Annotated in this window: 25 protein-coding genes and 2 pseudogenes; 8 read left to right on the top strand and 19 right to left on the bottom strand. The window is 70.6% G+C overall.

Features of this window, described 5'->3' with window-relative positions:
- Window positions 1-55: 55 nt before the first annotated feature.
- Window positions 56-1,498 carry an amidase family protein gene (locus OG928_RS36710; protein WP_331766323.1) on the bottom strand — a complete coding sequence of 481 codons (1,443 nt, stop codon included), beginning with the start codon at window positions 1,496-1,498 and terminating at the stop codon, window positions 56-58.
- 296 nt (window positions 1,499-1,794) lie between these two features.
- On the opposite strand from OG928_RS36710, the gene OG928_RS36715 reads away from it, so the two are divergent.
- On the top strand, window positions 1,795-2,928 hold the full coding sequence (locus OG928_RS36715) for an MBL fold metallo-hydrolase (protein WP_331766324.1): 1,134 nt from the start codon (window positions 1,795-1,797) through the stop codon (window positions 2,926-2,928).
- Between the two features lie 78 nt (window positions 2,929-3,006).
- Here OG928_RS36715 and OG928_RS36720 read toward each other — a convergent pair whose 3' ends face one another.
- Window positions 3,007-4,263, bottom strand: coding sequence for an SMI1/KNR4 family protein (locus OG928_RS36720; RefSeq protein ID WP_331766325.1), 1,257 nt, complete (start codon window positions 4,261-4,263; stop codon window positions 3,007-3,009).
- Between the two features lie 79 nt (window positions 4,264-4,342).
- The gene (locus tag OG928_RS36725; RefSeq protein WP_406291547.1) at window positions 4,343-5,095 is read right to left on the bottom strand and encodes a LysR family substrate-binding domain-containing protein; all 753 of its coding nucleotides are present in this window, start codon (window positions 5,093-5,095) and stop codon (window positions 4,343-4,345) included.
- Between the two features lie 67 nt (window positions 5,096-5,162).
- On the opposite strand from OG928_RS36725, the gene OG928_RS36730 reads away from it, so the two are divergent.
- Window positions 5,163-5,612, top strand: a complete 450-nt coding sequence (locus OG928_RS36730) for a DUF5997 family protein (RefSeq protein ID WP_331766327.1) — start codon at window positions 5,163-5,165, stop codon at window positions 5,610-5,612.
- 103 nt (window positions 5,613-5,715) lie between these two features.
- Here the strand turns inward: OG928_RS36730 and OG928_RS36735 are convergent, their stop codons facing one another.
- The gene (locus tag OG928_RS36735) at window positions 5,716-7,113 is read right to left on the bottom strand and encodes a M1 family metallopeptidase (protein WP_331766328.1); all 1,398 of its coding nucleotides are present in this window, start codon (window positions 7,111-7,113) and stop codon (window positions 5,716-5,718) included.
- Window positions 7,114-7,947: 834 nt separating this feature from the next.
- Window positions 7,948-8,169, bottom strand: coding sequence for a hypothetical protein (locus OG928_RS36740; RefSeq protein ID WP_406291548.1), 222 nt, complete (start codon window positions 8,167-8,169; stop codon window positions 7,948-7,950).
- An 82-nt stretch (window positions 8,170-8,251) separates the two neighbouring features.
- On the opposite strand from OG928_RS36740, the gene OG928_RS36745 reads away from it, so the two are divergent.
- The gene (locus OG928_RS36745; RefSeq protein WP_406291549.1) at window positions 8,252-8,452 is read left to right on the top strand and encodes a hypothetical protein; all 201 of its coding nucleotides are present in this window, start codon (window positions 8,252-8,254) and stop codon (window positions 8,450-8,452) included.
- Between the two features lie 144 nt (window positions 8,453-8,596).
- Here OG928_RS36745 and OG928_RS36750 read toward each other — a convergent pair whose 3' ends face one another.
- The 8 genes from OG928_RS36750 to OG928_RS36785 all read right to left on the bottom strand — a co-directional run bounded on the left by OG928_RS36750 (window position 8,597) and on the right by OG928_RS36785 (window position 14,610).
- The gene (locus OG928_RS36750; RefSeq protein WP_331766330.1) at window positions 8,597-9,646 is read right to left on the bottom strand and encodes a hypothetical protein; all 1,050 of its coding nucleotides are present in this window, start codon (window positions 9,644-9,646) and stop codon (window positions 8,597-8,599) included.
- Between the two features lie 374 nt (window positions 9,647-10,020).
- A complete protein-coding gene (locus tag OG928_RS36755) occupies window positions 10,021-10,287 on the bottom strand; it encodes a DUF1876 domain-containing protein (RefSeq protein WP_331766331.1) in 267 nt (88 codons plus the stop codon).
- A gap of 121 nt (window positions 10,288-10,408) precedes the next feature.
- On the bottom strand, window positions 10,409-10,693 hold the full coding sequence (locus tag OG928_RS36760) for an acylphosphatase (protein WP_331766332.1): 285 nt from the start codon (window positions 10,691-10,693) through the stop codon (window positions 10,409-10,411).
- On the bottom strand, window positions 10,690-11,217 hold the full coding sequence (gene grpE / locus OG928_RS36765; RefSeq protein WP_331766333.1) for a nucleotide exchange factor GrpE: 528 nt from the start codon (window positions 11,215-11,217) through the stop codon (window positions 10,690-10,692). The genes OG928_RS36760 and grpE overlap by 4 nt, the downstream gene beginning before the upstream one ends.
- Window positions 11,214-13,076 (bottom strand): molecular chaperone DnaK, encoded by a 1,863-nt coding sequence (gene dnaK / locus OG928_RS36770; RefSeq protein WP_331766334.1) that lies wholly within the window; start codon window positions 13,074-13,076, stop codon window positions 11,214-11,216. Before dnaK ends, grpE begins: the two co-directional genes overlap by 4 nt.
- A gap of 491 nt (window positions 13,077-13,567) precedes the next feature.
- Window positions 13,568-13,798 carry a hypothetical protein gene (locus tag OG928_RS36775; RefSeq protein ID WP_331766335.1) on the bottom strand — a complete coding sequence of 77 codons (231 nt, stop codon included), beginning with the start codon at window positions 13,796-13,798 and terminating at the stop codon, window positions 13,568-13,570.
- 175 nt (window positions 13,799-13,973) lie between these two features.
- Window positions 13,974-14,111, bottom strand: coding sequence for a hypothetical protein (locus OG928_RS36780; protein ID WP_331766336.1), 138 nt, complete (start codon window positions 14,109-14,111; stop codon window positions 13,974-13,976).
- 79 nt (window positions 14,112-14,190) lie between these two features.
- The gene (locus OG928_RS36785) at window positions 14,191-14,610 is read right to left on the bottom strand and encodes a hypothetical protein (protein ID WP_406291550.1); all 420 of its coding nucleotides are present in this window, start codon (window positions 14,608-14,610) and stop codon (window positions 14,191-14,193) included.
- 672 nt (window positions 14,611-15,282) lie between these two features.
- Between OG928_RS36785 and OG928_RS36790 the strand changes: the two are divergent.
- Window positions 15,283-16,269: pseudogene (locus tag OG928_RS36790) on the top strand (S8 family serine peptidase); the annotation flags it as partial.
- A gap of 81 nt (window positions 16,270-16,350) precedes the next feature.
- Here the strand turns inward: OG928_RS36790 and OG928_RS36795 are convergent.
- The 3 genes and pseudogenes from OG928_RS36795 to OG928_RS36805 form a co-directional block, all read right to left on the bottom strand.
- A pseudogene (locus OG928_RS36795) lies at window positions 16,351-16,485 on the bottom strand (NAD-dependent epimerase/dehydratase family protein); the annotation flags it as partial.
- A 154-nt stretch (window positions 16,486-16,639) separates the two neighbouring features.
- Entirely contained in the window at window positions 16,640-18,070 is a 1,431-nt protein-coding gene (locus tag OG928_RS36800; RefSeq protein ID WP_406291551.1) for an MFS transporter, read from the bottom strand.
- 109 nt (window positions 18,071-18,179) lie between these two features.
- On the bottom strand, window positions 18,180-18,536 hold the full coding sequence (locus OG928_RS36805) for a metalloregulator ArsR/SmtB family transcription factor (protein ID WP_331766339.1): 357 nt from the start codon (window positions 18,534-18,536) through the stop codon (window positions 18,180-18,182).
- A 251-nt stretch (window positions 18,537-18,787) separates the two neighbouring features.
- Between OG928_RS36805 and OG928_RS36810 the strand changes: the two genes are divergently transcribed.
- From OG928_RS36810 to OG928_RS36820, 3 genes are all read left to right on the top strand, one after another.
- Complete coding sequence (locus OG928_RS36810) at window positions 18,788-20,335, top strand: APC family permease (RefSeq protein WP_331766340.1); 1,548 nt, start codon at window positions 18,788-18,790, stop codon at window positions 20,333-20,335.
- A gap of 116 nt (window positions 20,336-20,451) precedes the next feature.
- The gene (locus OG928_RS36815) at window positions 20,452-22,125 is read left to right on the top strand and encodes an NAD(P)/FAD-dependent oxidoreductase (RefSeq protein ID WP_331766341.1); all 1,674 of its coding nucleotides are present in this window, start codon (window positions 20,452-20,454) and stop codon (window positions 22,123-22,125) included.
- A 234-nt stretch (window positions 22,126-22,359) separates the two neighbouring features.
- Window positions 22,360-22,881, top strand: a complete 522-nt coding sequence (locus OG928_RS36820) for an N-acetyltransferase family protein (protein ID WP_331766342.1) — start codon at window positions 22,360-22,362, stop codon at window positions 22,879-22,881.
- Window positions 22,882-22,942: 61 nt separating this feature from the next.
- Here the strand turns inward: OG928_RS36820 and arsB are convergent, their stop codons facing one another.
- On the bottom strand, window positions 22,943-24,040 hold the full coding sequence (gene arsB, locus OG928_RS36825; RefSeq protein WP_406291552.1) for an ACR3 family arsenite efflux transporter: 1,098 nt from the start codon (window positions 24,038-24,040) through the stop codon (window positions 22,943-22,945).
- Window positions 24,037-24,348, bottom strand: coding sequence for a metalloregulator ArsR/SmtB family transcription factor (locus tag OG928_RS36830; RefSeq protein ID WP_331766343.1), 312 nt, complete (start codon window positions 24,346-24,348; stop codon window positions 24,037-24,039). Before OG928_RS36830 ends, arsB begins: the two co-directional genes overlap by 4 nt.
- A 102-nt stretch (window positions 24,349-24,450) precedes the next feature.
- On the opposite strand from OG928_RS36830, the gene OG928_RS36835 reads away from it, so the two are divergent.
- Window positions 24,451-24,861, top strand: coding sequence for an arsenate reductase ArsC (locus tag OG928_RS36835; protein ID WP_331766344.1), 411 nt, complete (start codon window positions 24,451-24,453; stop codon window positions 24,859-24,861).
- A 73-nt stretch (window positions 24,862-24,934) separates the two neighbouring features.
- On the opposite strand, the gene OG928_RS36840 is transcribed toward OG928_RS36835, so the two are convergent.
- Entirely contained in the window at window positions 24,935-25,306 is a 372-nt protein-coding gene (locus tag OG928_RS36840; protein WP_331766345.1) for a MarR family transcriptional regulator, read from the bottom strand.
- Between the last annotated feature and the right edge of the window lie 16 nt (window positions 25,307-25,322).

The following is a 25,322-nucleotide window of genomic DNA, read 5'->3' on the forward strand; positions in this document are numbered from 1 at the left end:
GACAACGGGCGCGGCGCACGGTGATCCGGCCGTTGCCCGATCATCGATCCCGGTGTCAGCCGGCCACGGGCGGCGGCCATGGGGCCTGCCGCGGCCACGGCGCGGCCTCCTCCAACTGCGCGGCGACCCGCAGGAGTTGCGCCTCGGCACCCATGCGACCGGTGAGCTGGATCGCCACCGGCAGCCCGGCCTCGTCGAAGCCCGCCGGCACGCTCGCCGAGGGAAGTCCGGTGACGTTGAACACCGAGGTGAACCACGTCAGTTCGGCGGCGCGGGCGAACATGCTCGGCGGGTTGCTCGTATCCAGCACGCCGAGTTCGGGTACCGGGACGCCCAGCGTGGGGCTCAGCCACACGTCGTGGGAGTCGAAGAACGGTGCGACTTCGCGGCCGATCCGCACGACCGCCTGGAGCGCCCGCACCAGGTCCTGGGCACCCATCGCGGCCGTGCGGTCGTGGATGACCCTGGTGAACGGTTCGAGGTCGTCGTCTCGCAACTCCCGGCCGAGCGCGGCGAGTCGGTCCTCGATCCGGACGTGCGTGGCCGCCGCCATCACCTGGCCGAGCGCTCGGCCCGTCGCCGGGCCGTCCCAGACCGGCGCGCCCTCCTCGACATGGTGGCCGAGTTCGGCGAGCAGCGCCGCGGTGCGCTCGACCGCGCGTACCGCCGCGGGGTGGGCGTCGCGTCCGTCCGCGTTGGTCGTCGCGAAGCCGACGCGCAGCCGGGCGGGCGCGGTGTCCAGCGAGGCGAGGAACGAGCCGGCGGGCGGTTGCGGCAGCGCGGCGTGGGGGTCGCCGGCAAGGGGGCCGGCGACGACGTCGAGCAGCGCGGCCGAGTCCCGGACCGTGCGGGTGACCGCGTGCGCCATCGACAGCGGGTAGGCCAACGCGGACAGCCCGTGGTCGTCGGGGACGCGACCGCGCGAGGGCTTGAGTCCGAAGAGTCCGCAGCAGGCCGCCGGGATGCGGATGGAGCCGCCCCCGTCGTTGGCGTGCGCGGCGGGCAGCATCCCGCCGGCGACGGCGGCGGCCGAGCCGCCCGAGGAGCCGCCGGTGGAGTGGGTGGTGCGCCAGGGGTTGTGCGACGGGCCGTGCAGGAGCGGTTCGGTACTGGCGTTCTTGCCGAACTCGGGGGTGTTGGTCTTGCCGACGACGACGAGTCCGGCGCGGCGATATCGCGTCGCCAGTACACCGTCCCGCTCGGCGACCGCGTCGGCGAACAGGCGCGAGCCCTCGGTGGTCACCATGCCGGCGACGTCGCAGCCGAGGTCCTTGACCGCGAACGGGACGCCGCGCAGGGGGCCGTCGGGCAGCTCCGCCGCGGCCTCGGCCCGGGCCGCCTCGAAGCGCGTGGACACGAACGCGCGCAGCGTCGGGTCGCGCTCCTCGATGCGGGTGACCACCGCTTCGAGGAGCTCGGCCGGTGTGACCGCGCCTTGGCGCACGAGGCCGGCCAGGCCCACCGCGTCGTGGTCGTCGAGGAGCTCGCTGGTGTTCATCGTCATGCCTCGTTCTCGCTTGATCCGGCCCATCGATGACCTGATCCGGCCCATCGATGAATTGCATGATGTAGTCAAGGAATCGAGATGACAAGGACATCCGCCCACGCACACCTCTCGCCGCCTCTCGGCGGCCGGCCCAAAAGGCGCCGACGCGACGGCGTCCGCCGGGTCGGGCGAGCCGCATCGTCGGCTCGCGAAAACCCGCCCGGCGCGCATCGCGCCTCGCGTACCGGGGAACACGAGGCGCCCGCCATCGGTTAACCACGCAGGGCGACGCGAGGAGAGTGTTCGGCATGGCGGAAAAGCGATCGGCACGGCGGCTGGCCGCGAGCGGGGCGGCGCTAGCCGCCACCGGGTGGGCGCTGCGGAAGGTCCCGGCGGAGCTGGGCGGTAAGGCCACGGGCGAGCGGCTGGCGCGAGTCCTGCGGTCACCGCAGTTCCACGACGGCGCGTTTCGCAACCCCGTCCCCGCCGACCTGGTCGAGCCGGGGAACGCGCCGAAGATCCTCGCGCAGATGCTCCGGGACCGAAACGAACGCCGGCCCGCGAGTGCGGTGCCGCTGGTGGCCTCGCCGGCCACCCCGCCGTCCGAGGACGGTCTGAGCGCCATCTGGTACGGCCATGCCACCACGCTGGTGGAGATCGAGGGACGGCGGGTGCTGTTCGACCCGGTGTGGAGCGACCGCGTTTCCCCCTCCCAGCTGGTCGGCCCGCGGCGGTTGCACCCGATGCCCGTCCCCCTTGCGACGCTTCCGACCCTCGACGCGGTGGTCATCTCGCACGACCACTACGACCACCTCGACCGGGCGACGGTACGCGCGCTCACCGCGACGCAGACCGCGCCGTTCCTGGTGCCCCTCGGCATCGGCGCCCACCTGGAGCGCTGGGACGTACCCGCGTCCCGCATCATCGAGCTCGACTGGGAGGAGGACGCGGTCGTCGCGGGCCTGAGGTTCACCGCCACCGCGGCCCGGCACTTCTCCGGCCGCACCCTCCGGCGCAACGACACCCTCTGGGGCTCCTGGGTCGTCCAGGGCGCACAGCGACGGGTGTTCTACGCCGGCGACTCCGGCTACTTCGACGGCTACGCCCGAATCGGCGCCGCGCACGGCCCCTTCGACCTGACCCTCATACCGATCGGCGCCTACAGCCCGAACTGGCCCGACATCCACATGAACCCCGAGGAGGCCGTCACCGCCCACCTGGACCTGGGCGGAAAGCTCCTCCTGCCCGTGCACTGGGCGACGTTCAACCTCGCGCCCCACCCGTGGGCCGAGCCCGTCGACCGCCTGTGGCTCGAGGCCAAGGCGAAGGACGTACACCTCGCGATCCCCCTGCCCGGCGACCGCGTCGACGCGGGTGACGCCCCACAGATCAGCCCCTGGTGGGAGCTTCTCAAGCCCCCGACGCCACCCGCCGCACGCTGACCCACACACACAGGAGCGCCCCGCCCCGGGGAGCACGGCCGAGCGAACGGCCGAGCGCTCCGCCGGGACGGGGCCCGGTCACCCCGAAGGGGCATCGTCCGTCCGGGGTGGTCCCCAGGCCGGGTCGAGGTCGGCCGGGGGAACGGGCGCGCTCCCGTGCTCCCCGCCCCTGGGGGTGGCCAGCAGTTCCCGGCCGCGTTCCGGCGTGATCAGCGGCCCCAGGATCGGGTCCGCGAGCAGGCCCAAGGGGGCGAGGTGATCGGGGCCCACGGGTTGCCACGTGGGGAGCGCGGCGAGCAGGGTCCGCCACGCCGCACCCGTCTCGCCGCACCGCGCCTGCTCCCGCGCCGTGTCCACGGCTCGGCCGAACGCACCCTGTGCGGTGTATCGGTAGGTCCGGTCGCGTACCCGCCGCAGCAGTTCGTCCGCCGACGCGCGGACCTCGTCGGAGACCGACCCGAAGTGGTACGACCAGACCGCGTCGTCGTGTCCGTTGTGTACATGCAAGTCCGCCAGCGCGGGCAGGAGCTCCGAGGCGTACACCGGATCGACCGCGTGCCCGCCGAAGTTCACGAGATACGTCTCGCCCAGCAGCCGCCGGATCTGGTCGCGCAGCGCCCGCGCCCGGGGCCTGCCGTACGCCTGGGCGTTCGCGAGTTCCGTCTCGGCCCGCTCGTACGCTCCGCCCAACGCGTCGCGCCGGGCGACCTCCAGGGCCGCGTCCAGCGCCCGCGTCGTGGCGTTGACGAACTCCCGGCCTGAGCCGCCCCCCGCCCGCAGGCTGTGGAACCCGCGGTGCATCGCGACCATGAACTCCCGGAAGGACGCGTAGCGTTCGGGCAGGTCGCCCGCCCAGGCACGGCAGTAGTACACGGCCCACTCGCCGTCGGCGTCCACGTCCATCGGATCCAGGAGGACGTACGTGGCGTCGGACTCCGCGTCCAGTTGCAGCGCGCGCGTCCACATCCCGGCGAGCAACACCATCTCGGGCGTGGAGTCCTCGTCCAACTCCTCTTCGTACAGCTCGGCGAGGCCGGCTTCGTCCTCGTGCCAGCGCACCCCCTCGGTGCCCGCGAGCAGCCAGACGAAGCCACCCGCGTGCCGCCAGCCGTCGGTGACATCCAGGAACTCCCGGTACGACGGCGGGAGCCGGCGTCCCAGCCGCTCCTCCAAGGCCGCGATCCGCGTGGCGGGAGCCGGATCGAAGCCCAGTCGACGGGTACGGCGGGCCTCCTCGTCCTCCGGGTGGAGGGACTCGGCGGGGTCCCAGGAGTCGGCCCATTCCTCACTCCACCGATCGAGAAAGGATCGCCAGTCGAAACTCGTGTCAGCCATGACGAGTATCCTCGCGCCCGGCACCGACACCTTCCCGCCGATGCGCCAGAAGACTCATGAGTCTTCCGGGCCCGGGCCACTACCTACCGCGAGGCTTGCCGCGTTTGCCGCCCTTGGGGGCGCCGGAACCGCCCCGTGGGCTCTTGGCGGTCGACCTGCCGGCGGCGGGCTTGTGCCGCGCGCCGCCCGAATCGGGACGCTTCTTCTGCTTCGGCTGTGGTGGGGTCGGGGTGCGACCCCGTGAGCTGTTGACGGTCCGCCCGCGGACGATCCCGATGAACTCCTCCACCAGCTCGGTGGTCTCGTGCTCGGGCCACGACAGCGCGACGCGTGACTCCGGGGCGTCCGACACCGGCCGATACGTGAGGTCCTTGCGGTGGTGCAGGCGGGCCAACGACTGCGGGACGACGAGCAGCCCCACTCCGGCCGCCACCAGCTCGACGGCATCCGCCGTGGTGGCGGGGCGCTCCTTCGCGGGCAGCCCCGGACGGTGCTCCCACTCGAGGGTGTCGTCGAGGGGATGCAGCACGATGTCGTCGGCCAGATCCGCGGCGGACACCTCTTCGGCCGCGGCGATGACGTGGTCCTTGGGGATCACGACCACCGTCGTCTCGGTGTAGAGGGGGATCGCGCTGAGGTCCGTCCGGTCGATCGGCAGCCGCACCAGTCCGGCGTCGGCGGCGCCGCCCCGCAGGGCGTCGGCCGCCTCGGCGGCGGACATCGCGCTCAGCGTCAGTGGGACGTCGGGCAGCCGCTCATTCCAGATCCGCACCCACTTGGTGGGTGTCACCCCCGGGACGTACGCGAGCCTGAACGAAGGGGGTGCTTCCATGCCTGTCACTCCGTCAGGTTACCGGCCATGGTCGGAGGTATCGCACACGCTCGCTACTCTTGACACCATGACGTCGCACAAGACCACCCAGACGATGAAGCCCGCCACTGCGGCGAAGAAACTGGGTGTGTACCTCGAGGCCACCCCCAGCGAGTTCCAGGAGGGTGTCGTCTCCCGCGACGAGCTGAACGCACTGCAGGCCGATCCGCCCGAGTGGCTCCAGGAACTGCGACGCAACGGCCCGCACCCCCGGCCGGTGGTCGCGGCGAAGCTCGGCGTCTCCATCGCGGGCCTCGCGCGCGGCGGAGTCACCGAAGCCCTCACCACGGAGCAGATCGAAGCGCTGAAGGCGGACGGTCCCGATTGGCTGCAGCACGAGCGCGCCACCCAGGCCGAGGTCCGCAAGGAAGCGGTGCGCATCAAGGAGAAGAACCGGGCGAAGACCGAGGAGCAGAAGGAGAAGGAGAAGGGCAAGAGCGCGGGGCGACGCGATCAGCCCCGCCGAGCGCGCTCCTGACCCTCCCTCTCTCGCACGCACGACAGCGCGGCGGCAACCGGTGCACCCTCGGGCACCCCGGTCGCCGCCGCGCTGTCGTCGCTCCCGAATCCTCGCGGGTCCGTTACGGCGTCGCGGGCTTGCCCTGCCCGTACAGCCAGGTCGCGAACATCGCGTCCAACTGCTCGCCGGAGATCTTCTCGCTGAGAGCGATGAACTGGGCGCTGTCGCCGTGACCGTAGCGGTGGTCGGTGGCCCATGCCTTCAGGATGGCGAAGAAGTCCTTGTCACCGACGGTCTGGCGAAGCTTCTCCAGCACCATGGCGCCGCGCTCGTACGGCGGCTTGGCGAAGAGGTGGGCGCCGTCGCCCGGGTCGCCGGCCGGGAAAGCCCAGAGCCTGTCGGTGGCGGGCAGGGCGTAATCGTCGGCGAACTTCTGGGCGGTGCTGGAGCCGCCGTGATCGGCGTCCCAGAGCCACTCGGCGTAGGTCGCGAAGCCCTCGTTCAGCCAGATGTCCTGCCACTTGGTGAGACTGACGGAGTTTCCGAACCACTGATGCGCGGTCTCGTGCACGAGGGTGTCGATGTCGGGGGCGCGGTCGTAGATGGGCCTGGTCTGGGTCTCCAGGGCGTAGCCCACGTCGGGGGCGTCCTCGACGATGGCCCCGGCGGAGTCGAACGGGTACTTGCCGAAGAGCTTGGTCTGCGCGTCGATGATGGCGGGGAGCTGGGCCAGCACCGGCGCCGCTTCCTCGGCCTGGCTCGGGACGACCGCGTTGTAGACGGGGATGCCGCCCGCCGTCACGTACTGCTCGGTCTGGAACTTGGCGATGCTCGCGGTGGCCAGGTAGGCGGCCATCGGCTGGGACTCGCGCCAGGAGAAGGTGGTCTTCCCGTGCTGACTGCGCCGGTCCCGGAGCCGGCCGTTGGACACGGCGGTCCAGCCGTCGGGAACCGTGACGGCGACGTCGTAGGTGGACTTGTCCTTCGGGTGGCTGTTGCTGGGGAACCAGGTCATCGCGCCCTGCGGCTCATTGGCGACGAAGACCGAGTCGTCGGGCTGGATGATCCAGCCGTCGGGCGAACCGTCCGGGTCGATCACATTCGCCGGGACACCCGAGTAGGTGACGACGACGTGGAACTTGCGGCCCCGGTCCAGGGCGTGCTTCGGGGTGACCTTGAGCTCCGCGCCGCTGCGGCTGAAGGCGGCCTGCTTGCCGTCGATCCGGACGCTGCCGACGTTCAGTCCGGACAGGTCCAGGTTGAAGGAGCTGAGCTTCTGGGTCGCGGTGACGGTGAGGTCGGCGGTGCCCTCGAGCTGTCTGGTCGCGGGGGTGTAGCCGAGGTCGAGGCCGTAGTGGAGGACGTGGTACCCGCCGTTGCCGGACAGCGGGAAGTAGGGGTCGCCGGCGCCGGGGGCACCGGGCGTGGCGCCACCCCCTTGGGAGGCACCCACCAGGAGGGCGGTGAGGACGGGGGTCGCGACGAGGGCGAGGAGGGGACGCGAGAACTTGGACGCCAAGGTGTTTGCTCCTGTGTCGTGGCTGATTGCCGCGGTAGCGGCACAAGGGACATGGCGCACGATCAACTCACTGCCGGGTTCGCGTGATCGGGTCCCCTCACATGCGGCCGCCGGGCACGGCCACGCCGCGACGGACGAATCCGGCCTGACGAGGGGTCACCGACGTGGCACGCGCCCGCGCTCTCGACCCTCGCCGGGCGGCCGGAGAACTCGGGGCCCGCGATGAGGCATTCGGGGAGCCGAAGGTCCAAGCCCCCGGGGACCGCCTCCACAAGCACCGAGCTCCTCTCGTGCCACCACGTGCCGGCGAAGCGGTCCACGCCGGCAATTACTCTACGGTCGAACTCCTGCGCGACGCATATATTTCGCCCAATCATTCGAACGACGAACCCTCCGGCGAGTGGCTACCCCAGTCCCCCACACCCGCGTCGGACACCGCTGCGTACACACCAGCGACACCAACGAGAAACACCCGAACGGACCCCGCCCCGAACGCCCGGCACCCCGGCACCCGTCGGTCGTTATCCGACGGCGTGGGCGTGCACGGGTGCGTCGTACGCGTCCGGTTCGGCCGAGTTCGTCAACCACCGGTACTGGTCGCCCTGTTCGGAATCGGCCCAGCGCAAGAGCCCGCCCGGGCGCGGGGAACATCGAGTACGGGGCAGGCGGGCCGTCGGCTCGCGAGCGGGAGGCGGTTGTTCGGAAGTAGCATCGGGCCCCTGGATCTTGCCGAAAGGGGTGTCGGATGCGGGCAATTATGGGCATAACGGTGTCGGCAGCCGCCGTGTTGTTGGTGGCGTGCAGTTCGGAGTCGTCGAAGGAGGGCAAGCCGGCTCAGTCGGCGTCGGCGTCCGCGGTCACGACCACGGCCGCGGCCGCGGCCACGCAGGCTCCGAGCACTCCGCCGCCTGCCGCGTCCGGGCAGCCGACATCGTCCCCGCCCGGAGGACAGACCGCACCGCCCTCGTCCGGAGGGCAGTCGGCGCAGGCCAAGTCGACGGCGGGGGCGATCCAGCGATACGAGCAGTTCCTCCACGCGTTGGGCCAGGAGGACATCGACACGGTCTGCGAGATTGCCGGGCCCGCGGCGAAGAGGGCGCAGGACCAAGGCTTCGGTCCATGCAAGACGACGTTCGCCATGACCTTCCAGATGATCTCCCCCGCACAGAAGAAGGCTCTGCAGGCCGCGACGGTCGACCCGAAACTCGTTGTCGTGCGTTCGCCCGACAAGATCGAGATGCCGGTCAAGGCGGTCAAGGCCACCACCACGTTCTCCGAGAGCAACCTCGGCAGTTACACCCTCGAGTACATGAACAACGCGTGGTACATCACCGACTGAACCGGTGCTCTCGCGGGCGCGTGGCCCGCCCGGTCGTGGGCACCCGGGCGCGTGGCGCCAGGCTGCCCAAGCGGACGACGCGGCTCGGCGGTCGCGCGTGGAGCGGGACGACGGCGGCCGCGACCCGGGACGCCGGCGCGTCGGTCAGCTGTCCAGGCCGAGTCCGTCGGCCGGGCCCTCGCGGCGTGGACCGTCCGGCGCGCCGGGGGCCGGGCCCGGGGGGTCTCGGAGGACCACGGGCCCTCGGTTGATTCCGCTCGGCGACACCGGGAGCCCGGTCGCACTTTTGGCCTTGAGGGAGCGAACGAGGGGCGTCATCCCGATGGCCGCGGCCCTGGCGCCCGGGACGGGGGTCGCGGAGTTGACGGTCTGTGGACCCTGGGATGTCCCACGTGGTGGGGGCAGTTCGCCCATGCGGCTGCGCGAGTCGACCTCGACCGGTACACGGGTGGGAGCGGGCAATGCGCTCTCGGGAACCCATTTCTCGCGCAGGCCGTCGCGGGCGGCCAGCCGGTCCAGCCGCGCGGCCGTCCACGCGCCGGCACGCTTGGCGGCTCCGACGATGATGGCCTCGTCCAGACGACGTACACCGACCACGGCACTGCCCGGGATCGGACCCCCTGCGGCCACGTGTCCTGCCAGCGTGTCCGTGAGCTGTGCTACATCGGTCAGTTCGGTCCGCAAGCGGTCGGCGTTCGCCCACAGTGAGTCGGGACCCGTGCGCTGTGTGGCCTCGACGAGCATGCGCAGTGCCACCGAGCCGCGCGGCGGAATCCCACGCCGTTCCAAGATGCGTTCAATCCCGACCAAGTCCCCGTCGACCTGGTCCCAGACCATGGCGGGTCGAGGACGCACACGCTCCGGGGACAGGAACCGTGCTGTGGCGGCACGGGCGTCCACCGCTATGCGGTCCCTTTCCGCGGCATCGGGCCGACGCCCGTTCGCCACGTCATAGAGCCACTCGGCACGCGACGCAACCACGGCTGCGCCGGCATCGCCGGCGGCCCGGCCCAGCAAATCCCTTCCCTGCTTGCGCAGTTCGACGGATCGGCCGGCCAGTTTGTCGTGGAAGGCCCCACCCGGGTAGCCACCGGCGGCAAGTTCCGCCAGCATCGTGCCCTGGAAATAGAGATGCAGCCCGGTAATCCAGTCCACTCCCAGCTGCGCTGTGGGCTCATCGGACGCTGCGGGCATGCGGACCATCTTTTCGTGTACTCGGATTCGTTCGTCCCGCGAGGGGTGCGCCGCAGGACTACCGATTATTGCATCGGCCACGCACAGGCAGCACGGCTGTCCAGTGGTGGGCCCACAGCTCCCCGCGACCGGCCCGGCCGATCTTCGGCCGGATGGGACGGTGCGGCCGGACGCTCGTGGGTGCGGGTGGATGTCGAAGTGCGTGCCCCCGGGGTCGCCGAGGACATCACTGCGACAGGGCATCACTGCGTCAGAGCATCACTGCGTCAGGGCATCACAACGACACCCGCGAGCGCACGCTCACGGGTGTCGCAGCACAGCCTGTCCCGTCCGGTCCGGTTTCGTCCGGTCCGGTCACCTCGCATCGCGCCGGCTCACGCGAGCGTCATCACGGGTCGGTGTGTCGTGGCCTCGATCTCGCCCGCCGCCTTGTCCAGCAGCTGCCGGGTCAGATCCGTCAACGCCCTTGCCGCGGCGATCTCTTCGCCGACCTGCGGCTGGTCCGGGTCGTCCGGGTAGCGGGCGGCGTGCGCGCGCGACCGCAGTTCCGTTCCGTCCTGCAGGCGTAGCAGGGCGGCGGCCTCGGTGCGCCTGCCGTCCTCCTTGAACTCCATCTCGATGTGCCATCCGACGATCTGCATCACTGCCACCTCCGGCCCCCCTGTCCCGGGCCCGGAAACGGGCCCTGAAACGCGTGCCCCCTCGCTACCAGCATGAGTCAAGCTGTCGAAATTCGATAGAGTTTGCTCCTTATTGTCGTCTTCACCAGGGCGTCGGTGTCGGTCGGATCTCGAATCCGACCAGCCCTTCCGGATCCTCCTCGAACACGTACACATGCCCGACGATCGCCCGGGACGGCCCACGGTGCGCCCACGCCTCCAACCGGGCGACATCGTCCGACTCGCCCTCGAACACCGCCTCGACCGCGCCGTCCGGCAGGTTGCGGACCCAACCCGTGACGCCGTACCGCGTCGCCGTGATCCGACACGTGTCACGGAAGTACACGCCCTGTACGTCCCCCGACACGATCACGCGTCGACGAGTCATGGCTCGCCCAATGTCGGCGGCCCGGTCACCGTCACCCGGGCCGGGCGCAACAGCCGGTCCCCGACGCGGTAGCCCGGCTCGTGCACGATCGAGCAGATCGGCGTGTCGACTCCGACCCGTACGTGATGCGCCAGCGCGTCGTGCACGTGGGGGTCGAACACGTCACCCACCTCGCCGAACGCCCACAGACCGAGCGCCGCGAGGGTGTCCTCCAGCATGTCGACGACGCTCGCGACCCCCGGGCCCAGATCCCCGGCGGCACGGGCACTGTCGAAGCCGTCGACAACGGACAGCAGCGGCGTCAGGACGTTCGCGAGCGCGACCTCGCGCACGGCGAGCCGGTCGCGCCGGACGCGTTCGCGGTAGGCGTCGTAGTCCGACTGGAGCCGCCGCAGATCGTCCACGCGGTCGTTCGTCTGTTCGCGCTGTGCCGCGATCTCGGCCAGCAACGTCGCCAGGATCGGCGGTTGTGGATGCCCGGCGGGAACGGGAAGCAGCCCCGAGCCGGGGGATGCCGGGTTCATGCGGTCTCGCCTCCCCGCTTGTCGTCGTCGACGACCTCGGCGTCGATGACCTCGTCGTCGTCGACGCCACCCGCGGTATCGCCGCGCGCACCGGCGTCGGCGCCGGGTTGGGCGTTGGCGTACATCGCGGTGCCGAGCTTCTGGCTCGTGGTGCTGACCTTCTCCGCGGCGTCGCGGATGGCGGCCAGGTCCTCGCCCTTGAGGGCGTCCTTGAGCTCGGTGACCGAGGTCTCGACCTCGGCCTTGATGTCGGCCGGGACCTTGTCGCTGTTGTCCTTGATGAACTTCTCGGTGGTGTACACCAGCTGCTCGGCCTGGTTGCGGGTCTCCGCGGCCTCGCGACGCTGGTGGTCCTCCTCCGCGTGCGCCTCCGCCTCGCGCATCATCCGGTCGATGTCGTCCTTCGGCAGGCCCGAGCCGCCGGTGATCGTCATCGACTGCTCCTTGCCCGTGCCCAGGTCCTTCGCCGACACGTGCACGATGCCGTTCGCGTCGATGTCGAACGTGACCTCGACCTGCGGTTGGCCCCGGGGAGCGGGCGGCAGGCCGGTCAGCTCGAACATGCCGAGTCTCTTGTTGTACGCGGCGATCTCGCGCTCACCCTGGAACACCTGGATCTGCACCGACGGCTGATTGTCGTCCGCGGTCGTGAAGATCTCGGAACGCTTGGTGGGGATCGTGGTGTTGCGCTCGATCAGCTTGGTCATGATGCCGCCCTTGGTCTCGATACCAAGCGACAGCGGCGTCACGTCCAGCAGCAGGACGTCCTTGACCTCACCCTTGAGCACACCCGCCTGAAGCGCGGCACCAATGGCCACGACCTCGTCCGGGTTGACGCCCTTGTTCGGCTCCTTGCCATCGGTCAGCTCGCGCACGAGCTCGGCGACGGCCGGCATCCGGGTCGAACCGCCCACAAGGACCACCTGGTCGACGTTCGCCACCGTGATGCCGGCGTCCTCGATCGCCGCGTGGAACGGGCTGCGGCAGCGCTCCAGCAGGTCGGCCGTCAACTCCTGGAACCGGGCCCGGGTGAGCTTCTCGTCCAAGTGCAGCGGACCCTCGGCCGAGGCCGTGATGTAGGGCAGGTTGATGGACGTCTCGGTCGCGCTGGACAGCTCCACCTTGGCCTTCTCGGCCGCCTCGCGCAGCCGCTGCACCGCCATCTTGTCCTTGGACAGGTCCACGCCGTGGCCGTTCTTGAACTGCTTGATCAGATGGTCCATGACCCGCTGGTCCCAGTCGTCGCCGCCGAGGTGCGTGTCGCCGTGCGTCGCCTTCACCTCGACGACGCCCTCGCCGATCTCCAGGAGCGACACGTCGAACGTGCCGCCACCGAGGTCGAAGACCAGGATCATCTGGTCGTGCGCCTTGTCCAGGCCGTACGCGAGGGCCGCCGCCGTCGGCTCGTTGACAATGCGCAGCACCTTCAGGCCCGCGATCTCGCCGGCCTCCTTCGTGGCCTGCCGCTGGGCGTCGTCGAAGTACGCCGGCACGGTGACGACCGCGTCGGTGACCTTCTCGCCGAGGTAGGCCTCCGCGTCGCGCTTGAGCTTCTGCAGGACGCGCGCGGCGATCTCCTGCGCCGTGTACCGCTTGCCGTCGATGTCACCGACGTCGGGGAAACGCCACGAGTTCTCCCCCATGTGTCGCTTCACCGAACGCGCGGTGCGGTCGACGTTCGTCACCGCCTGGCGTTTGGCGACCTCACCGACCAGGACCTCACCGTTCTTCGCGAACGCGACCACGGACGGTGTCGTCCGGGCCCCTTCCGCGTTCGTGATGACGGTGGGTTCCCCGGCTTCCAGGACCGAGACCACCGAATTCGTCGTGCCGAGATCGATACCGACCGGACGTGCCATGACATCGCTCCTTGAGCGTCACGCGTCCCGGCGGCTCACCCTGTGCGGTCATCGCGACACCGGCGGTGTCGAAATCCCCCGGACCCGCGGGGCCGCCACCGAGCTCTCGTGCCTTGCGGCCGTACGGGTTCTACCTCCGGAATATGACCCGGACTCCACCGCGTCAATCACGCCTCGCGCAACAGCCGGGTCTCCCGTCACGACGGATCCACGAACAGTGCCCGCGACCACACGGTCCGTGGCGAGGGACGAAGGTGCGCATGTGTACGGCGTGTCACGGTCGCGTCGGCGGGGCCGTGGTCGACGCTTCGGGGTGAAGGGTCGTCGGTCCGCGGTCCGCGGTCCGTCGGGCGGAGCACCGTCACCGGGAGGGAGGCGCGCGTGCTTCTGCTCGGGCGCGCACAGGTCGAGTCGCTGCTCGACATGGACGCGGCCGCCCTGGCCGCGGAGCTCTCGTCCGAACTCGCGGTGGACGTCCGGCCGGCGGCGACCTACGCCGAAGCGCTCGACGGCGCGGACATCGCCGCCGCGAATGGCTCACGCCCGGGGTGCACGTCACTTCCGTGGGCTTCAACCCGGCCGGCCGCGAGATCGACGACGCCACGATCGTCGACGCGCTGGTGTGCGTCGAGTCGCGGCAGACCGTCCTGGCCTCCTTCCCCGCCTGCAACGACCTGATGATCCCGATCCGCGACGGCCTCATCACGGCCGAGCACATCCACGCCGAACTCGTCTCGCGCAGCAAACCGGGCCGCGTCTCGCCGCACCGGATCACCCTGTACAAGTCGATCGGCGTCGCGGCCAGGACGCCGCAGCCGCCGCCCTGGTCGTCGCCGCCGCCCACCGCCGAGCAGTCGGCAAGCAGATCACCATGCACTGACGCCGCGGCGGCATCGCTCAGGCCCCGGCGGCACGGGCGATGCGCACGTCGGGCAACCCGCCGCACCAGAGCTCGCGCTCACCCATGGTCTGGAACCCGTGACGCTCGTAGAAGCGGATCGCCCGCGCGTTGTCCCCGGTCACCCACAGACGCATCGGCGCACCCGATGCGTCTCGCGGGAATTACCCTCCCGCACCGCACTTGCGGTTGCGCACCCACCCGGTCGACAGCCGGTCAGACTCGGTGGGCGGCCGGGCGGGCGAACCATTGCTTGGCGGGGCCACAGGCGAGTTGTGTGATGAGCACGATCCCGCCCGCGATCTGGAGCAGGCCGATGGAGTAGCCCTCGGCCACGGCCCGCAGAGCGAAGAAGATCATCAGCGAAGCGCACACGATCGTGCCCACCCGCAGCCTGTTGGTGCCGGTGGCGAACCCGCGACCCAGAAGCGGGCCCACGAGGACCGGGAGCATGCTCGCCGCCTGGCCGCCGGCCTGATACGCCCCGTCGTCGTCGGCGAGGACGAACACGACCACCGTCAGGATCAGGGCGATACCGCCCATCGTGTACAGCCACCACTTCGCGACACGCACCTCGCGCGGCATCGTGGGTATGGGCTTGGGTCGCATGTCGATCCACGTCGGGGGTTCAATCACCCGCACACCCTATGGCGTGGCTGCGCGGCCCCAACGGCGGTGCCCGTGTGGGTCAATGTGGGTTGCCGGATGTGTGGGTGGGGTGTGCTGGTCGGGGTGCGTCGGGGCGAACTGCTTGGCGGGCTCGGTTGGTTACGGTGGGTCGGGCAGCCGCGTGGCCGACCGAGTGGCCGATGCCGCCGCCGAAGGCGCGCGCCGGGTGGAACTGTGTGCGGCCCGGGGGGCAGGTCAGGCTTGGTGATTGGTCCGGATGGGTGACATGTTCGATCGCCCTGCGGTTGCGTACTTCGCTTGCGGGGGCCCGAAGTTCGGGAGACCGACGGCCTCGCGGGGGAGGTTGCCGGCGATTTGGGTGATTGACAGCGCATTTTCCTCCCGCTCATGCTGAGCGCCGGCCGCCAAGTTGGGGCAATCGGTGGCTGGTTCCGGACCTCGCGTCCACGGAGGGCGTGTACGACATGCCGGTCGCGCCATCGCTGCGAACATCGCCGATCGAGTGTGAGGTGCCGGATGGTAAGCACGAAACTCGACGAACCGTTGATCGCACGGGTGCATGCCCTGGAGCACACCGGCCTCCGCGACGGGGCCGCGGAATTCGCGCGGCTGGAGCGGATCAAGGTTTCGGTCCGCTTCACCGGAGACCTCGCGGTCGTGGAAGAGGCCGGCCTGTGGATGGAGTTCCGCTCCGAACGGGTCGCGGTCGGCACGATCGCCGCCGCCGATCTCGAACGGGTGGCCGAACTCGACAACGTCGTCTCGATCCAGAGCAATCGCCGAGCGCGGCTTCTGAGTCGAACCGGCGAATCGACCACGCGAAACGATCTCGTCGACGCGGCCGACCCGGTGCACGCCTTTGCGCCGGATCTCACCGGCCGGGGTGTGGTCGTCGGCATCATCGACTCCGGCGTCGACATCTTTCATCCGGCCTTCCGCAAGCCCGACGGGACCACTCGAATCGTCTCGCTCTATGACCTGACGCTCCGTCATACGCTGGTGGCAGAAGGAAATCCGACGGGAGGCACGCTCGCGCTGGCCTGGCAGCCGCCGGGTCCGTTGCAGGATCAGCTGACCCCGGCGTTGTCTCTTCCGCTGACCGCCGCCACCGTGCAGAGCGCCCTCAACGCGTTCGCCGGGATCGCACCGGGCGATGTCACCGTAACCGGGGGCCCGCTTCCGACAACACCGATGGTGATCGACTTCGGCGGCCACTACGACGGAACGATCTTCGACACCGCGACGCTCAACGCCATCCGCGTCGGGGCCATGCTCACCGGCGGGACACACCCCACGATCGCCGTCAAGCCCGGCCGGATCTTCACCCCGGCCGACATCAACGCCGCCTTGACCGCGACCACACCCGCGCCCTTCGTCTCCCGTGACTGGCACAAGCATGGAAGCCATATCGCGGGCATCGCCGCAGGGTTCGGTCCGCCCGGCTGCTGCAGTGGGAAACGGACCGTCGGCATCGCCTACGACGCCGATCTCGTCATTGTCCGGTCGGCCCTCGGCGACGCGGAGAACATCCAAGGCGTCGACTACATCTTCGACCAGCCGTGGCGCGCCCCGGGCACCGGGATCAGACCCGCGGTGGTGAACATGAGCTTCGGCGGGGAGGAAACCGCGCACGACGGCACCGACAACTTCGAGACGATGCTTGACGACAGGCCGGCGGGCTCGACCAAGAGATCGATCGTGGTCGCCGCCGGGAACGACGGCGGGCTGTACACGCCGCCGGCGCCCGGCGCCCATCCGCGCGAGCAGTTCCAACTTGGCCGCGCTCGTCGTCGTAGCGGTCACCTGGTGGCCACGGGCCACCAGCCGCGGCAGCAGCCGCCGCCCGATGACCCCGGTTCCGCCTGCCACGAACACCCGCATGACCATCACCTTCCTCATCTCGAAGTCTGTCTCCGAAACCCGAGACGAGACAGCCGGGGCCGGCTGTGACATGGGAGGGCGGAAAGTCGGGAGAGGATCGTCGGTGGCCGGTCCGGGACGGCGCGGGCGGCGAGGTCGGCGTCGGCCAGGGCGATCAGCGGTCCGGGTGCCTCGCCGGCCGCCATGCGTTCAGTGCGCCCGGGAACCGGCCTCCGTCGGGGTCGGTCGGGGCCAGCGGCGGTGGTGGTGGTCGATGACGTAGTGGTGGCCGTGCCGCCACCCCGTCGCGGACGGGGCGGCGTCGGCGAGGTGCGGGTGGCCGGCGGGCAGGTCCGGGTGCGTGTGGTCGAGCTCCGCGGGTCGCGGGCGGGCCAGCACGCGGCGGCACCGCGGCGGCGGCCAGGGCGACGACGGCCAGGACGGCGGCGGTCGCCGGGAGGCCCGCTCCCGCGGCGAGCCAACCGGCGAGGGGGTAGGTCAGCAACCAGCAACCGTGGGAGAGGGAGAACTGCGCGGCGAAGGCGGCGGGCAGGTCCGCGGCGGCGGCGGAGCGGCGGATCACCAACCCGCCCGGAGTCAGCACCGCCGAGCAGGCCGCCCCGATCGCCGCCCACGCCACCAGGAGCGCGATCCAGGACCCGGTGCTCGGCGCGGTGCCGGTCAAGGTGGCGACGCCGGCCAGGATCACCGGGAGCGCGAGGGCGGCCGTGAGCATCACGGCGCGGTCGGTGAAGCGTCGCAGGAGGCGGGGCAGCAGCAGGGCGACCGACACGGACCCCGCGCCGTAGGCGCCCAGCGCCAGGGAGACGGCGCCGGCCGGCCGGTCGAAGTGACCGCGCACCAGGACAACGGTGTCGACGAAGACGATCGCGCCCGCGGCGGCCACCGCCAGATCCAGGGCGAGCAGCGCCCGCAGCCGGGGGGTGGCCCGGAACAGACGGGCGCCGAAGCCGGCCTTGGCGTAGACCCCACCGGAGCGCTCGACCGGCGCGGGCTTGGGCAGGACCGCCGAGACCACCAGGGCGGCCGACGCGAGAAAGCCGACGGTCGTACCCGCGAACAGCCAGGTATAGGAGACCAGGGCCAGCGCCCCGGCGGCCAGCGCCGGGCTGAACAGGCTCTCCAGGTCGTAGGCGAGCCGGGACATCGACAGCGCGTTCGTGTAGTCGCGTTCGGCGGGCAGCACCTCGGGAATGGTGGCCTGGAACGTGGGGGTGAAGGCCGCCGACGCGGCCTGCAGGAGGAAGATCAGGACCAGGATCTGCCAGACCTGGGTGACGAACGGCAGCGCGAGCGCCACGGCGGCGCGGGTCAGATCCATCGCCACCAACAGGGCCCGACGCGGGACGCGGTCGGCCACCGCGCCGGCCACCGGCGCGATGGCGACGTAGGCGATCATCTTGATCGCCAACGCGGTGCCCAGCACGGCGGAGGCGTCGTCCCCGGCGAGGTCGTACGCGAGCAGGCTCAACGCGACGGTGGCCAGCCCGGTGCCCACCAGTGCGATCACCTGTGCCGTGAACAGGTGGCGGTAGGTGCGGTTGCGCAATACGGACAGCATCGGCCCCGTCCCGATCGGCGGCATCGTGAGACCGCATCATGATAGTCATCATGTGCATACGTGTGCACATGATGATGGGAGAAATCCCCGCGCCGAGGCCGGACGGGAGGGGTCGGGGCCGGGGGCGGGGCGGTCAGTCGTGCGGCGGCAGGGCGCCGATCTGGTGGTCGGCGACATTCAGCGCCTCGTCCACCAGCCGCCGCAGGTGTCCGTGGCGCAGGGAGTAGACGACCCGACGCCCGTCCTTGCGGGTGGTGACCAGACCGGCCAGCCGCAGCTTGGCGAGGTGTTGACTGACGGACGGGCGGGGGACCCGGCACGCCTCGGTGAGGGTGGTGACGTCGGCCTCGCCCCGGCCGAGCCGGTGCAGCAAGGCCAGTCGGGTGCGGTCCGCGAGCAGACCCAGGACGGACGCGGCGACCTCCAGGCGTTCGCCATCGCCTCGCTCCTGCGTACCCGATGCACCTGCCGGATGTTCGCCCGTACTCATCCGCACATCGTAGGACGGCCCGGCCCCGGTGGACGCGCGCGCTCGTGAACGCGCTCGCTCGTGGACGCGCCCCGACGGAACGACACTCGTCGCTGTGCGGGAAAGATCCCGCACGCTGGGACACCGCCCCGACACCGCAAGAGGCAACTGGGGGCGATCACTGACACTGTGTCAATTGTGAGCTGCGCTACTGCGGGTGGAAGCTGACTCGCCATCAGTTATTTACCCGCCACACACTGCAGGGAGGTGGGATGTCCACCCACTCCGAGGTCGGACAGGCCCCCGCGGCACAACCCCCCGTCCAGCGCCTCAAGGCGAACTCGGTGGGCCTGGTCGGGGTCGTCTTCATGGCGGTCGCCACCGCCGCGCCGATCACCGCCATGACCGGGAACCTGCCCATCGCCGTCGGCTTCGGCAACGGCATCGGCGCACCGGCAGGCTACCTCTTCGCCACCCTGGTACTGAGCGTGTTCTCCATCGGCTACGTCGCGATGGCCAAGCACATCACCTCGGCGGGCGCCTTCTACGGCTACATCTCCCACGGCCTGGGCCGCGTCGTGGGCATGGCCTCGGGCCTCCTGGCCGTCCTGGCCTACGTCGTCTTCGAGGCGTCCATCGTCGGCATCTTCGCCTACTTCGCCGACACCACCGTCAACGCCCAGTTCGACGTCGACCTCAACTGGTCGATCTACGCCCTGGGCATGCTCGCCGTCACCGCCCTGCTGTCCTACTTCGACATCCACCTCACCTCCCGCCTCCTGGGCGTACTGCTCGTCGCCGAGATCGCCGTCCTCGCCGCGATGGCGATCGCGGTCCTGGTCCAGGGCGGCGGCCCGGACGGCCTGTCCACCGAACCGATCAACCCCGCCAACGCCTTCAAGGGCGCCGCCGGACTGGGCCTGTTCTTCGCGTTCTGGTCCTGGGTCGGCTTCGAATCCACCGCCATGTACGGCGAGGAATCCCGCAACCCCAAGAAGGTCATCCCGCGCGCGACGCTGATCTCGGTGATCGGTGTCGGACTCTTCTACGTGTTCGTCTCCTGGATGGCCATCGACGGCAACGGCCTCGCGAAGTCCAAGGAGATCGCGAGCGGCTCCGCCCCGCTCGACGTCTTCTTCGGCCCCACCGGCGACTTCATCGGCGGCTGGGCGGTCGACTGGTTCCAATGGCTCCTGATCACCGGCTCCTTCGCTTGCGGCATGGCCTTCCACCAATGCGCCTCCCGCTACCTCTACGCCATCGGCCGTGAGGGCTTCATCTCCCGCAAACTCGGCAACACCCACCCCAAGCACGGTTCGCCCTACTTCGCGTCCTTCGTCCAGAGCGTCATCGCCACCGGCATCGTGCTGCTGTTCCTGGCCGCCGACCAGGACCCCTACATCCACCTGTACACACTGCTCGCGATCCTGGGCACGATGGCCATCCTCATCGTCCAGACGCTGTGCTCCTTCGCCGTCATCGGCTACTTCCACGTCGGGAAGAACCACCCGGAGACCGCTCACTGGTTCCGGACCTTCCTGGCCCCGCTCCTCGGCGGCATCGCGATGATCGCCGTCGTGGTCCTGCTCCTGCAGAACATGGAGACCGCGGCCGGCGCCGCCTCCGACTCCCTCCTGTTCACCCTCACCCCCTACATCGTCGGCGGCGTCTTCCTCGGCGGCATCGCGCTCGCCCTGTACATGCGGGCCAGGAGCCCCGAACGCTACGAACTCATGGGCCGGATCATCCTCGAGGACGCCGGCGAACGCACCGACGACGAGCCGCTTCCCGCGGCACCCGTCAGCCCCGCCCAGGTCTGACGACCACTCGACCTCGCCCGCACCCACGGCCCCCGGGCCGCACGCACCACGTGTTCACCACGCCACCGCGTACAACCCGGGGGCCTCGTCATGCCCCGAACCGGAAGGAACCCGTCATGGCCCGGACGAATCTGATGCACACCCTGCGCCGGATGGCCGCCGATCACCGCGCCGCCGAAGTCCTGCGCATGCCGGTCGACGAATATCGCGGCCTGCGCGCCGAAGCCGCCGCGGAGCCCGAGGGCCCGTCGCGCCGTTCGCTGATCCGGCGCGGCGCCGCACTCGGCGCGGTGGTGACCTTCGGCGGCGCGGCCCTCGCCCGCACCGCCGCGGCGACCGAGGCGTCCACCACGACCAAGCAGATCCACACCAACGCCCGGATCGTCGTCGTCGGCGCGGGCATCTCCGGCCTGACCGCCGCGCTGACCCTGGCCGACTCGGGCGTCGCCTGCACGGTGTACGAGGCGAATCCGGACCGCATCGGCGGCCGGATGTACTCGCAGCGCACCTACTGGGACGGCGGCCAGACCTCGGAGATCGGCGGCGAGCTGATCGACACCGGGCACAAGAAGATGCTGGAGCTGTGCCGCCGCTTCGGCCTGAGCACCGTCGACTTCGCCGCGGCGGGGCCCAAGGACGCGGCCGAGATCCTGTCCTTCGACGGCGCGTACTACCCCCGCGCGCAGGCCGACGAGGACTTCAAGACGATGTACCAGGCGGTCCGCCGCGACTTCAACGAGGCCGGCACCGTGATGTGGAACAACACCACACCCACCGGTACCGCGCTCAGCAACATGACCCTGCGGCAGTGGATCGACTCGCGCGTGCCCGGCGGGTACGCCTCCCGGCTCGGCCAGTTCCTGGACGTGGCCTACAACGTCGAGTACGGCGCCGACACCGTGAACCAGGCCGCGTACTCGGCCGTGTGCATGCTCGGCTGGCAGACCAACCCGGGCCACTTCAACATCTGGGGCGGCTCCAACGAGCGCTACCACGTGGTCGGCGGCAACGACCAGGTCGTCCACGCCGTCGCGAACGCACTGCCCACCGGCACCGTACGCATGGGCCACCGCCTGCTCGCGATCCGCGCCAACAGCGACGGCACCCAGACCCTGACCTTCGACAACGGCGGCACCACCAGGACTGTGATCGCCGACCGCACCATCCTGGCCCTGCCGCTGCCCAACCTGCAGGAACTCGACCGCACCCAGGCCGGATTCGACCCGTTGATGACCAACCTGCTGCGGGACGCCCGCATGGGCGATGTCACCAAACTCAACATGCAGTTCAACCGCCGCACCTGGAACGGCACCGGCCCCTGGCCGGGCGTCGCCTCCGGCGACTGCTTCACCGACCTGCCCTTCCAGCAGACCTGGGACACCACGAAGGGCCAGGCCGGCACGAAGGGGGTCCTGATCCAGTACGGCGGCGGCTCGCTCGCGCACGCGCTGACCCCGGCCACCCCGTTCGGCAAGGCCGAGACCGACCCCTACATCCGCAACCTCGTCGGCGGTGTGCTCACCGACGTGGACAAGGTCTTCCCGGGCACCAAGGCCCAGTGGAACGGCAAGGCCCAACTGTCCGCGTGGCACCGCAACCCGTACTCGCTCGGTGCCTACTCGTACTGGCCCGCCGGCTACCTGCACCGCTACGCCGGATACGAGGGCACCCGGCAGGGCAACGTCCACATCGCCGGCGAGCACACGTCGTACGACTTCCAGGGATTCATGAACGGCGGCGCCGTCGAAGGGGAACGAGCCGCGAACGAGATCATCGACGACCTGTCCTGATCACCGGCGCGTCTCCCCTCCCCGAAGGGGAGACGCGCCGCGGTCGGCCGCGGCCGGCGCCGGCACGGCAGGCGCCCGGGGCGTCGACGCCTCCGGCACCCAGGCCGCCCGAACCCGCTCGGTGACTCCGGCCTCGCCGCGTGCGCGCGGACGGCCCGCCGTCGGCGCGCTCCCGGTCCTCGGTAGCATCCCAGTCCCGCGCCCGTCCGCGCCCGACGCCCCGGAGGATCACGCATGAGCGAGTCCACGTCCTACGCCGCCACCGTGGCGATCGAGCCGATGGCCCCGGCCCATGCCGAGGGGGTCCTGGCCGTGTACCGCATCGGGATCGACACCGGCAACGCGACATTCGAGACCGAGGCCCCGACCTGGGACGCGTTTTGGGCCAAGAAGCTGCCCGAGCACTGCCATGTCGCCCTCGACCCCGCCGACGGCCGGGTCCTGGGGTGGGTGGCGGCCTCCGTCGTCTCCGACCGGTGCGTGTACGCCGGCGTGGTCGAGCACTCCGTCTACGTCGACCCCGCCGCGCAGGGCCGGGGCGTGGGGCGGGCCTTGCTCGACGCCCTGATCGGCTCGACGGAAGCGGCCGGGATCTGGACCGTGCAATCCGGCGTCTTCCCGGAGAACCAGGCGAGCCTGACCCTGCACGCCAAGGCCGGATTCCGCGTGGTCGGCACCCGCGAACGCGTCGCCCGCCACCACGGCGCCTGGCGCGACGTCGTGCTGATCGAACGCCGCAGCCCCGTCGTCGACTGACGGCAGTCCGCGCGGGCCGAGCCGGCGGTGCGGGCGCGGACGCCCGTGCCGCCGCCCGGGGTCACGTGGACGAGGTCTTTTGCGCGCGGCGCATGAACGCCAGGGACACGTACACCAGTGCCACGAGCACCGGCACCTCGATCAGCGGGCCCACGACGCCGGCCAGGGCCTGGCCGCTGGTGACGCCGAACGTGCCGATCGCGACCGCGATGGCCAGCTCGAAGTTGTTGCCGGCGGCGGTGAACGCGAGCGTGGCGGTGCGGTCGTACGGGAGACCGATGCCGCGGCCGATGGCGTACGAGCCGAACCACATCACCGCGAAGTACACCAGCAGCGGCAGCGCGATCCGCGCGACGTCGCCGGGCTCATCGGTGATGGTGTCGCCCTGGAGCGCGAACAGGACCACGATCGTGAACAGCAGCCCGTACAGGGCAACCGGCCCGATCCGCGGCAGGAACGTGCTCTCGTACCAGTCGCGGCCCTTGGCCCGCTCGCCCTGACGACGGGTCAGGAAGCCTGCCAGCAGCGGGACGCCCAGGAAGACGACCACGTTGAGGGCGATCTTCCAGAACGACACGTCCAGGTGTTCGCCGTCGCCCAGACCCAGCCATCCGGGCAGCAGGTCGAGGTAGAACCAGCCGAGCACGCCGAACATGACCACCTGGAACACGCTGTTGAGCGCGACCAGCACGGCGGCGGCCTCGCGGTCGCCGCACGCCAGGTCGTTCCAGATGATCACCATCGCGATGCAGCGGGCCAGCCCCACGACGATCAGGCCGGTGCGGTACTCGGGCAGGTCCGACAGGAAGATCCAGGCCAGGGCGAACATGACCGCCGGGCCGATGATCCAGTTGATCACCAGCGACGACGCCATCAGCCGGCGGTCGCCGGTGACGGTGTCGAGGCGGTCGTACCGGACCTTGGCGAGCACCGGATACATCATCAGCAGCAGGCCGAGCGCGATCGGCAGCGAGATCCCGCCGATCTCGACCTTGGCCAGCGCATCGTCCAGGCCCGGGATCAGCTTGCCCAGGCCGATCCCGATCCCCATCGCGAGGCCGATCCACACCGGCAGGAACCGGTCGAGCGTGGAGAGCCCGCCGACGACCGCGGCCGAGCCGTTCGCCGGAGTGAGCGGGCTGTCGGTGGCGGTCTTCAACAGGGCCTCTTTCGGGCATGCGCGGCGGAGTCGCGAGCGGTGTCGGCGAGCCCGCCGAGGGCCGCGGCGACGGCGCCGATGCCCTCCGGCCGCAGGCGGTAGTAGGTGAAGCGCCCGCAGGGTTCGGTGTCGACCAGCCCGGCCTCGCGCAGCACGCGCAGATGGTTGGACAGGTTGGTCTGCCTGGCGCCGGTCTCCTCGATGAGGTGACACACGCACAGCGCCTCGCCCGCGAGCAGCGTGACGATGCGCAGGCGCAGCGGGTCCGCGAGCACCTTCAACAGATCAGCATCGACTGACATCATCATGGACTGATACGTTACTGGCCCGGGGCGCGGAAAGCGAACCCCTCATCGAGCAGCGAACCGGGCCGCCTCGCACTCCTCCTCGTACCGGAAGGACTCCGCACCATGTCCGACAAGCCGTCCGTGCTGTTCGTCTGCGTCCACAACGCCGGCCGCTCCCAGATGGCCGCCGGCTTCCTCGAACACCTCGGCGCCGGCCGCATCGAGGTCCGCTCCGCCGGCTCCGCCCCCGGCGACCGGGTCAACCCGGCGGCGGTCGAGGCCATGCGCGAGGTCGGCATCGACATCTCCGCGGCGACCCCCAGGGTGCTCACCACCGAGGCCGTCCGGGCGTCCGACGTCGTGATCACCATGGGCTGCGGCGACGCGTGCCCGATCTTCCCCGGCAAGCGCTACCTCGACTGGACCCTGGACGACCCGGCCGGCCGAGGCGTCGAGGCGGTCCGCCCGATCCGCGACGAGATCGAAAGGCGCATCCGCGTCCTTGTGAACGAACTGACCGGCGACCGGGCGTAGCCCCTCGGTAGCGGCACGAGCGTCACCTACGCGAGGTCGACTCCGGGTCGCCGAGGCGACGGTTCGTCGGGCGTCAGGCCAAGTGCTCTTTCAGAACGGCGAGTTGGGTCCGGCGGGCCTGTGCGTGCAGTGCGCGCCCGTCGTCGGTGGCGGTGACGAAGACCCCTCGGCGGTCGGTGTCGCACATCGCGCGCGCGACGAGGCCGCACTTCTCGAGCCGGGCGACGGCGCGAGAGGAGGCGCTCTGGCTCAGGTGCAGGTCGCCGACGAGATCGTGGATACGGGACTTGCATCCCTCGGCGGCAATCAGGCGGTCCAAGACCTCGTAGTCGCTCATGGTCAGCCCGTGCCGGTCCTGGAGGGCGCGGTCGAGTTCGTGGGCGACCCGGCTGTACTGCGACAACAGCTCGCGCCAACTCTCGATCAGCGGCTCCTCGGTCTTCATTGCGTCACGCTAACGC

Origin of the sequence: Embleya sp. NBC_00896 (assembly GCF_045207785.1) — a bacterium.
In the GTDB taxonomy this organism is placed as follows: domain Bacteria; phylum Actinomycetota; class Actinomycetes; order Streptomycetales; family Streptomycetaceae; genus Embleya.

Coding starts and splice junctions, on each gene's coding strand:
- OG928_RS36710 (WP_331766323.1), bottom strand. CDS start 1,498: ATGAACACCAGCGAGCTCCTCGACGACCACGACGCGGTGGGCCTGGCC.
- OG928_RS36715 (WP_331766324.1), top strand. CDS start 1,795: ATGGCGGAAAAGCGATCGGCACGGCGGCTGGCCGCGAGCGGGGCGGCG.
- OG928_RS36720 (WP_331766325.1), bottom strand. CDS start 4,263: ATGGCTGACACGAGTTTCGACTGGCGATCCTTTCTCGATCGGTGGAGT.
- OG928_RS36725 (WP_406291547.1), bottom strand. CDS start 5,095: ATGGAAGCACCCCCTTCGTTCAGGCTCGCGTACGTCCCGGGGGTGACA.
- OG928_RS36730 (WP_331766327.1), top strand. CDS start 5,163: ATGACGTCGCACAAGACCACCCAGACGATGAAGCCCGCCACTGCGGCG.
- OG928_RS36740 (WP_406291548.1), bottom strand. CDS start 8,169: ATGTCCTCCTGGCCCAACGCGTGGAGGAACTGCTCGTATCGCTGGATC.
- OG928_RS36745 (WP_406291549.1), top strand. CDS start 8,252: ATGACCTTCCAGATGATCTCCCCCGCACAGAAGAAGGCTCTGCAGGCC.
- OG928_RS36750 (WP_331766330.1), bottom strand. CDS start 9,646: ATGCCCGCAGCGTCCGATGAGCCCACAGCGCAGCTGGGAGTGGACTGG.
- OG928_RS36755 (WP_331766331.1), bottom strand. CDS start 10,287: ATGCAGATCGTCGGATGGCACATCGAGATGGAGTTCAAGGAGGACGGC.
- OG928_RS36760 (WP_331766332.1), bottom strand. CDS start 10,693: ATGACTCGTCGACGCGTGATCGTGTCGGGGGACGTACAGGGCGTGTAC.
- grpE (WP_331766333.1), bottom strand. CDS start 11,217: ATGAACCCGGCATCCCCCGGCTCGGGGCTGCTTCCCGTTCCCGCCGGG.
- dnaK (WP_331766334.1), bottom strand. CDS start 13,076: ATGGCACGTCCGGTCGGTATCGATCTCGGCACGACGAATTCGGTGGTC.
- OG928_RS36780 (WP_331766336.1), bottom strand. CDS start 14,111: ATGCGTCTGTGGGTGACCGGGGACAACGCGCGGGCGATCCGCTTCTAC.
- OG928_RS36800 (WP_406291551.1), bottom strand. CDS start 18,070: ATGCCGCCGATCGGGACGGGGCCGATGCTGTCCGTATTGCGCAACCGC.
- OG928_RS36805 (WP_331766339.1), bottom strand. CDS start 18,536: ATGAGTACGGGCGAACATCCGGCAGGTGCATCGGGTACGCAGGAGCGA.
- OG928_RS36810 (WP_331766340.1), top strand. CDS start 18,788: ATGTCCACCCACTCCGAGGTCGGACAGGCCCCCGCGGCACAACCCCCC.
- OG928_RS36815 (WP_331766341.1), top strand. CDS start 20,452: ATGGCCCGGACGAATCTGATGCACACCCTGCGCCGGATGGCCGCCGAT.
- OG928_RS36820 (WP_331766342.1), top strand. CDS start 22,360: ATGAGCGAGTCCACGTCCTACGCCGCCACCGTGGCGATCGAGCCGATG.
- OG928_RS36830 (WP_331766343.1), bottom strand. CDS start 24,348: ATGATGATGTCAGTCGATGCTGATCTGTTGAAGGTGCTCGCGGACCCG.
- OG928_RS36835 (WP_331766344.1), top strand. CDS start 24,451: ATGTCCGACAAGCCGTCCGTGCTGTTCGTCTGCGTCCACAACGCCGGC.
- OG928_RS36840 (WP_331766345.1), bottom strand. CDS start 25,306: ATGAAGACCGAGGAGCCGCTGATCGAGAGTTGGCGCGAGCTGTTGTCG.